This window comes from Tepidamorphus gemmatus (assembly GCF_004346195.1).
In the GTDB taxonomy this organism is placed as follows: Bacteria; Pseudomonadota; Alphaproteobacteria; order Rhizobiales; family Tepidamorphaceae; genus Tepidamorphus; species Tepidamorphus gemmatus.
Genome location: NZ_SMAK01000018.1, coordinates 20,436 through 27,067, shown reverse-complemented (window position 1 = coordinate 27,067; position 6,632 = coordinate 20,436). Strand labels below are relative to the sequence as shown.

At 67.8% G+C, this 6,632-nt stretch carries 7 protein-coding genes; 4 read left to right on the top strand and 3 right to left on the bottom strand.

The window, feature by feature from the left end; translation table 11 throughout:
• Positions 1 to 73 precede the first annotated feature (73 nt).
• From EDC22_RS17365 to EDC22_RS17355, 3 genes are all read left to right on the top strand, one after another.
• Positions 74 to 826: a DUF429 domain-containing protein gene (locus tag EDC22_RS17365; RefSeq protein ID WP_132807958.1), complete on the top strand. Its 753-nt coding sequence runs from the start codon at positions 74 to 76 to the stop codon at positions 824 to 826.
• Between the two features lie 115 nt (positions 827 to 941).
• On the top strand, positions 942 to 1,601 hold the full coding sequence (locus EDC22_RS17360) for a carbonic anhydrase (RefSeq protein WP_132807957.1): 660 nt from the start codon (positions 942 to 944) through the stop codon (positions 1,599 to 1,601).
• A gap of 68 nt (positions 1,602 to 1,669) precedes the next feature.
• Entirely contained in the window at positions 1,670 to 2,515 is an 846-nt protein-coding gene (locus tag EDC22_RS17355) for an ion transporter (protein WP_132807956.1), read from the top strand.
• A 184-nt stretch (positions 2,516 to 2,699) separates the two neighbouring features.
• On the opposite strand, the gene EDC22_RS17350 is transcribed toward EDC22_RS17355, so the two are convergent.
• Both EDC22_RS17350 and EDC22_RS17345 read right to left on the bottom strand, forming a co-directional pair.
• Positions 2,700 to 3,725: an aspartate-semialdehyde dehydrogenase gene (locus EDC22_RS17350; RefSeq protein ID WP_132807954.1), complete on the bottom strand. Its 1,026-nt coding sequence runs from the start codon at positions 3,723 to 3,725 to the stop codon at positions 2,700 to 2,702.
• Positions 3,726 to 3,951: 226 nt separating this feature from the next.
• Positions 3,952 to 4,146 carry a hypothetical protein gene (locus EDC22_RS17345; RefSeq protein WP_132807952.1) on the bottom strand — a complete coding sequence of 65 codons (195 nt, stop codon included), beginning with the start codon at positions 4,144 to 4,146 and terminating at the stop codon, positions 3,952 to 3,954.
• A gap of 142 nt (positions 4,147 to 4,288) precedes the next feature.
• Between EDC22_RS17345 and EDC22_RS17340 the strand changes: the two genes are divergently transcribed.
• On the top strand, positions 4,289 to 5,503 hold the full coding sequence (locus EDC22_RS17340) for an NnrS family protein (RefSeq protein WP_132807950.1): 1,215 nt from the start codon (positions 4,289 to 4,291) through the stop codon (positions 5,501 to 5,503).
• On the opposite strand, the gene leuB is transcribed toward EDC22_RS17340, so the two are convergent.
• Entirely contained in the window at positions 5,500 to 6,612 is a 1,113-nt protein-coding gene (leuB, locus tag EDC22_RS17335; RefSeq protein WP_132807948.1) for a 3-isopropylmalate dehydrogenase, read from the bottom strand. The two genes, EDC22_RS17340 and leuB, sit on opposite strands and share 4 nt — an antisense overlap.
• Between the last annotated feature and the right edge of the window lie 20 nt (positions 6,613 to 6,632).

Genomic DNA, 6,632 nt, shown 5'->3' with positions numbered 1-6,632 from the left:
GAACAACCCCCGACCACGCTGCGGCGACCCTCTCCCAGCAACCGGTGCTTCACCTTAGCCGAGGATCGCACCGATGAGTGGAAGTGTTACAAGCCACATCGTCGCCGGAGTCGACGGATGCCCCGGCGGCTGGATCGCGATCGTAGGGGATCCCGACGATCCGGGCGCAGCCGGCGTCCATGTCGTCTCGGCGTTCAGCGCCATTTGCGATCTGCCCGACGCGCCCGCCACGATCGCCGTTGACATGCCGATCGGGCTCCCGGATCGCCTCGAGGGTCCGGGGCGGGCATGCGAGGTGGCGGTGCGGCGGCTGCTCGGCGAACGCCAGTCGAGCGTGTTCACGACCCCTGCACGCCTTGCCGTCATGCAGGAGGACTACCGCCGCGCCTGCGAGGAGGCCGCCGCGCGCTCGACGCCGCCCCGCAAGGTGTCGCGCCAGACCTTCGCCCTGTTTCCGCGGATCCGCGAGATCGATGCGTTGCTGCGGTCGCGGCCCGACCTGCGCGCCCGGGTCTTCGAGACGCATCCGGAAGTCTGCTTCGCCGCGATGAATGCGGACCAGCCGGCGCGTCTGCCGAAGAAGATCCGCGGCCAACCGAACCCTGCCGGCCTCGCCGAGCGGCTCGAGCTGCTCGCCCGCGCCGGTCTGCCGCCATCCCTGCTGGAGCGTGTCCGCAAGCTGCCGGCGCGCGCGGCAATGGACGATTTCCTCGATGCCTGTGCCTGCTTCTGGACGGCGGGCAGATTGGCGCGCGGCATCGCGCGCTGCTGGCCGGAGGAGCCGCCGCGCGATGCCTTCGGCCTCGAGATGGCGATCCGCGCGTAGCGCGTCGCCGCGTCCGCGACACGCCCTGCAGGGGTGTTCACCGCGCCGCAGGGCTGGTCTATGAACGGGCGCGGGCCGCCGCCCGCCCCCGACCTCAAGCCTGAGGACCAGGCCGATGCCGACATTCCCTGCCGATCTGATCGACGGCTACCGTCGCTACCTGGACAGCCGGTTGCCTGAGGAGCGGCGACGCCTCGCGCAGCTGGCGCGACTCGGCCAGGCGCCGCGCGCGCTGGTCATCGGCTGCTGCGACTCCCGGGCAGCCCCCGAGACAGTCTTCTCGACCGGGCCGGGTGAACTGTTCGTGGTGCGCAACGTCGCCAACATCGTACCCCCCTACGCGCCCGACGACCTCCATCATTCGACCAGCGCCGCCATCGAGTACGCCGTGCGCCACCTGCTCGTCCCGGACGTGGTGGTACTCGGCCACTCGCTGTGCGGCGGCATTGCCGCCTATATCGGTGGTCGCGAGCGCGACGAGATTCGCGGCGACTTCATCGGGCCGTGGATCGACCTGTTGCGCGGCTCGCAGAGCGAAGCCCGGGAATTCGACCCCGGCATGGCCGAAGCCGACATCCAGCGCGCAGTCGAGGAGGTGTCGGTACGCCGGTCGCTCGCCAATCTGCTGACCTTTCCGTTCGTCCGCGACCGGGTCGAACGCGGCGATCTCGCCCTGCACGGCGCCCATTTCGGCATTGCCACCGGCGAGCTGCGGATCCTGGATCCGCAGACCGGCCACTTCGTCACGGTGGGCACCGCGACCGCCGCCACCTGAAGCAGGCTTGCGAATCGGCAACCGCCTTCCCAGCTAGTGGCGCACCATCGGGGGAATTTCGACACCACATGGCCCTCCCAGACCTCTCCAGCCTGCGTCATCGGGTTGGCACGCTGGTCGAATCCGACCGGTTCCAGCATGCCATCGTCGCTGTCATCGTGCTCAATGCGATCGTGCTTGGCCTCGAGACCTCGCAGGTGGCGATGGCGGTGGCCGGACCGCTGCTGGTGACCGTCGACCTGATGTGCCTGACGGTCTTCGTGGTCGAGATCGCGCTGAAGCTCTATGCGTTCCGGTTCGGCTTCTTCCGCAGCGGCTGGAACATCTTCGACTTCTCGGTCGTGGCGATCGCGCTTGTGCCGGCGACGGAAGGCTTCGCGGTGCTCCGGGCGCTGCGCATCCTGCGCGTCATGCGCCTCATCTCGATGGTACCGACGATGCGCAAGGTGGTGCAGGCGCTGGTCGGCGCAATTCCGCCGATGGGCACGGTCATCGCCCTGCTCGGCCTCGTCTTCTACGTTTTCGCGGTCATGGCCACGAAGTTGTTCGGCCAGTCCTTTCCTGACTGGTTCGGCACCGTCGGCGCCTCACTCTACTCGCTGTTCCAGATCATGACGCTGGAAAGCTGGTCGATGGGCATCGTCCGGCCGGTGATGGAGGCCTATCCCTACGCCTGGGTGTTCTTCGTTCCGTTCATCCTGGTCACCACCTTCGCGGTGATGAACCTGTTCGTCGCGATCATCGTCAATTCGATGCAGAGCGCGCACGAGGACGAGGCGCGCGCCGCCGAACGGCAGCGGCACGACGACCTGGTGGCGCTTAGCGAGGAGGTTCGGGCGCTGCGCCGCGAGATACGCCTGCTGACCAGGGAGGTCGACGCACTGTCACAGGGCGAGGAAGCTCGGCAGCGATAAGGGCGAAGCGGACGGGCGTGACAGGGGCGGGATGGAGCGGAGTGCAGCGTCCCTGCCGCGGTGGCCGCGCGTACAGTCCGACCGGCTGACGCGGCACGGAGCGGGGGTCCGGGCGGCAGGTGCCCGATCCGGTGCCCCCTGAATCCGGCGGCACCCGACAGGGCCGTTCCGCCAGTGGACGGCTTCACGCCGCTTTCTTCAACAGCCCCCGATTGATCACCGTCTCGGCGATCTGGACGGTGTTGAGCGCCGCGCCCTTCCTGAGGTTGTCGGAGACCACCCACAGGTTGAGCCCGTTCTCGACCGTCGGGTCCTCGCGGATGCGCGACACGAAGGTCGCATAGTCACCGACGCATTCGACCGGTGTCACGTAGCCACCGTTCTCGCGCTTGTCGACGACAAGCACACCCGGCGCGGTGCGCAGGATCTCGCGGGCCTCGTCAGCGGTGATCGGCGTCTCGAACTCGATGTTGACCGCCTCCGAATGCCCGACGAAGACGGGAACGCGCACGCAGGTGGCGGTCAGACGGATCTTCGGATCGAGGATCTTCTTCGTCTCCACCACCATCTTCCATTCCTCCTTGGTCTGGCCGTCTTCCATGAAGACGTCGATGTGGGGAATGACGTTGAAAGCGATCTGCTTGGTGAACTTCTTCGGTTCGGGGGAATCGGTGACGAAGATGCCGCGCGTCTGCGTCCACAGCTCGTCCATTGCCTCCTTGCCGGCACCGGAGACGGACTGATAGGTCGCCACCACCACGCGCCGGATCTTCGCGACATCGTGCAGCGGCTTCAGGGCCACGACGAGCTGGGCGGTCGAGCAGTTCGGGTTGGCGATGATGTTGCGCTTGCGGAACCCGGCGACCGCGTCGGCATTGACCTCCGGCACGATCAGCGGCACGTCGGACTCGTAGCGGAAGGCCGAGGAATTGTCGATGACCAGACAACCCTTGGCGCCAATCCTGGGCGACCATTCCCTGGATACGGCCGCGCCGGCCGACATCAGACAGAAGTCGACACCCGAGAAATCGAACTGCTCGAGATCCTTGCACTTCAGCTTGCGGTCGCCGAACGAGACCTCGGTGCCGAGCGAGCGGCGCGAGGCAACCGCATGAACCTCATCGGCGGGGAAGTCCCGCTCGGCGAGGATGTTGAGCATTTCCCGGCCCACATTTCCCGTGGCGCCGACGACGGCGACCGAATAGCCCATCTCTGATCTCCTGGGGAACGTTTGCCCCGCTCTCCCCGCCGGTAACCCGCCCCGGCCGCCCGCCGGGATCGGGTCCGTTCCCTCGCCCCGCCGGGGAGAGGAACCGGGTCGAGCGAACGGTCAGGCGCCGGTGGTGCCGGTCCCGGTTTTCTTCGCTGCTTTCGTCGTGACGGCGACAGCCATCGGAACGATCCTTCCGCGCAACCGACATGGCCGCGCCAAGCGGCTATGCGGAACACCATTCGGCGCGGTTTGTCAATGTACTGTCCGGCCCTGGACATGCGCCCGTCTGTCGGTGCCCGCCAGCGGCGAGCGCCTGGAACAGGATGTACCACAGCCCGAGCACGATGAGCCCGACGAGCACGCTTGCCGCGATGCGCATCCGCACCCTGTAGCCCTGGCTCTCGTACAGGCGGGTCATTTGGTTTCCTTCACGGGACGACGCGACGCAGCGTCGTGCCTTGGCCTTGCGATGGCAACGGGTTCTACGCAGTTTCCCGGATGGTCGCGTGCCGGCCATCGCGACAGATTGGTCCGAACGACGTCACCGGAGCTCGATCGCCATGCCCGCCGCCGGCGCCAGCACCATGCCGAGATCGCGCGACTGGCGCGGGCCGGCCGTGCTGAGCTACGGCTTCCGGCCGTTCTTCCTGCTGGCAGGGGTTGAGGCCGCGCTCGTCATGGTGCTCTGGGTTCTCTGGTACCGGGGCGCGATCGACATCCCGAGCGCGTTCCCGCCGCTCGCCTGGCACGCCCACGAACTCCTGTTCGGCTATGTCTGGGCGGTGGTGGCCGGCTTCCTGTTGACGGCCGTGCCGAACTGGACGGGACGGCTGCCGGTCGTCGGCTGGCCGCTGGCGGGTCTCGTCGGCCTGTGGCTGCTCGGCCGGATCGCCGTCGCACTGTCCGCCCAGATCGGTTTCGCGGTCACGGCAATCACAACGCTCGTCTTCCCGACCGTGCTGATCGGAGCACTCGCTCGCGAAATCATCGCCGGCCGCAATCTACGCAACCTCAGGGTGCTCGGCGTCGTCGCGGTGCTGATGGCCGGGCAGATCGTGTTCCTCGTCGAGGCGGCCGGCGGCGCGGCGGCAGTCTATGGTCCGCGCATCGCGATTGCCGCGATCATCATGCTGATCATCCTGATCGGCGGTCGGATCGTTCCGAGCTTCACCGCCAACTGGCTGAGGCGCGAGAACCCGGGACGCGAGCCGGTGCCATTCGGCCGGTTCGACGTGGCGGCGAGCCTGGTCGCGGCGGTGGCGCTCGCCGGCTGGGCGGCGCTGCCGGCAATGCCCGAGGCAGGCGGCTGGCTTGCCGCCATCCTCGCCGCCGCCGGCCTCGCGCACATGGCGCGGCTCGCGCGCTGGGCCGGCGACCGCACGCTGAGGGAGCCGCTGGTCACGGTGCTGCACGTTGCCTACGCCTTCATTCCGCTCGGCTTCCTGATTGCCGCACTGGGCGCATGGTCGGTCGATTATGTCGGCGATGTCGCTGCGATGCATGCCTGGACCGCCGGTGCGATTGGGCTGATGACGCTCGCCGTGATGACACGGGCGACGCGGGGTCACACCGGCCGCCAGCTCACGGCGCCGCCCGGCACCGTCGCGATCTACATGCTGGTCGCCGTCGCCGCGCTGAGCCGGATCGCGGCAGCATTCCTGGCCGACGTCGCCGTCCTGCTGATGACCGTGGCGGGCGCGGCCTGGACGGCGGGTTTCGCCCTGTTCGTCATCCTCTACGCGCCGCTGCTGACCGGGCCGCGCCGGACAGGTTAGCCCGCCCGCTTCGCCATCGCCTTGACGATCGCCTCGCCCATCTCCCTGGTGCTGACCGAATTCTGCCCCTTGGCGGCAAGATCGGCAGTGCGTGTCCCCGAGGCGAGCACGTCGGCGATGGCGCCGTCCACCAGATCGGCGGCCTCGCCCATGTCGAAGGAATAGCGCAGCGCCATGCCGAGCGAGGCGATCATCGCGATCGGATTGGCGATGCCCTTGCCGGCGATGTCCGGCGCCGAGCCATGTACCGGCTCGTAGAGCGCCTTGCGCTTGCCTGTCGCCGGGTCGGGCGCACCGAGCGAGGCCGACGGCAGCATGCCGAGCGAGCCGGTCAGCATTGCGGCGACATCGGACAGCATGTCGCCAAACAGGTTGTCGGTGACGATGACGTCGAACTGCTTGGGCCAGCGTACCAGCTGCATGCCCCCCGCATCCGCCAGCATGTGCTCGAGCTGGACGTCCGGATACTCGGCCTTGTGGACCGCCGTCACCACCTGGTTCCACAGTACCCCCGAGCGCATCACATTGCGCTTCTCCATCGAGGTGACCTTGTTGCGTCGGGCACGCGCCAGCTCGAAGGCGACGCGGGCGATGCGCTCGATCTCGTGGGTGGTGTAGACTTGGGTGTCGACGGCGCGCTTCTCGCCGTTCTCGAGCGTGACGATCTCCTTCGGCTCGCCGAAATAGACGCCGCCCGTCAGTTCACGCAAGATCAGGATGTCGAGCCCCTCGACAACCTCGCGCTTCAGGCTCGAGGCGTCCGCGAGCGCCGGATAGCAGATCGCCGGCCTGAGATTGGCGAACAGCTCGAGGTCCTTGCGCAGCCGCAGCAGCCCGGCCTCGGGACGCACCTCATAGGGCACGGCATCCCATTTCGGTCCGCCGACCGCGCCGAAGATCACCGCGTCGGCTGCCATGGCGGTCTTCATCGTCTCGTCCGTGATCGCCACGCCGTGGACATCATAGGCCGAACCGCCGACCAGATCGGTCTCGGTCTCGAAATGCACGCCGGAATTCGCGTCGAGCCAGCGGATCACCCGCTCGACCTCGGCCATGACTTCGGGGCCGATGCCGTCGCCGGGCAACAGGAGCAGATTGTACGAGGCCATGATTGTTCGCCGATTCCTGG

What these genes read in the sequence shown, in the direction of transcription:
- leuB (WP_132807948.1), bottom strand. Translation starts at nt 6,612, where the DNA reads ATGGCCTCGTACAATCTGCTCCTGTTGCCCGGCGACGGCATCGGCCCC.
- EDC22_RS17360 (WP_132807957.1), top strand. Translation starts at nt 942, where the DNA reads ATGCCGACATTCCCTGCCGATCTGATCGACGGCTACCGTCGCTACCTG.
- EDC22_RS17340 (WP_132807950.1), top strand. Translation starts at nt 4,289, where the DNA reads ATGCCCGCCGCCGGCGCCAGCACCATGCCGAGATCGCGCGACTGGCGC.
- EDC22_RS17350 (WP_132807954.1), bottom strand. Translation starts at nt 3,725, where the DNA reads ATGGGCTATTCGGTCGCCGTCGTCGGCGCCACGGGAAATGTGGGCCGG.
- EDC22_RS17365 (WP_132807958.1), top strand. Translation starts at nt 74, where the DNA reads ATGAGTGGAAGTGTTACAAGCCACATCGTCGCCGGAGTCGACGGATGC.
- EDC22_RS17355 (WP_132807956.1), top strand. Translation starts at nt 1,670, where the DNA reads ATGGCCCTCCCAGACCTCTCCAGCCTGCGTCATCGGGTTGGCACGCTG.
- EDC22_RS17345 (WP_132807952.1), bottom strand. Translation starts at nt 4,146, where the DNA reads ATGACCCGCCTGTACGAGAGCCAGGGCTACAGGGTGCGGATGCGCATC.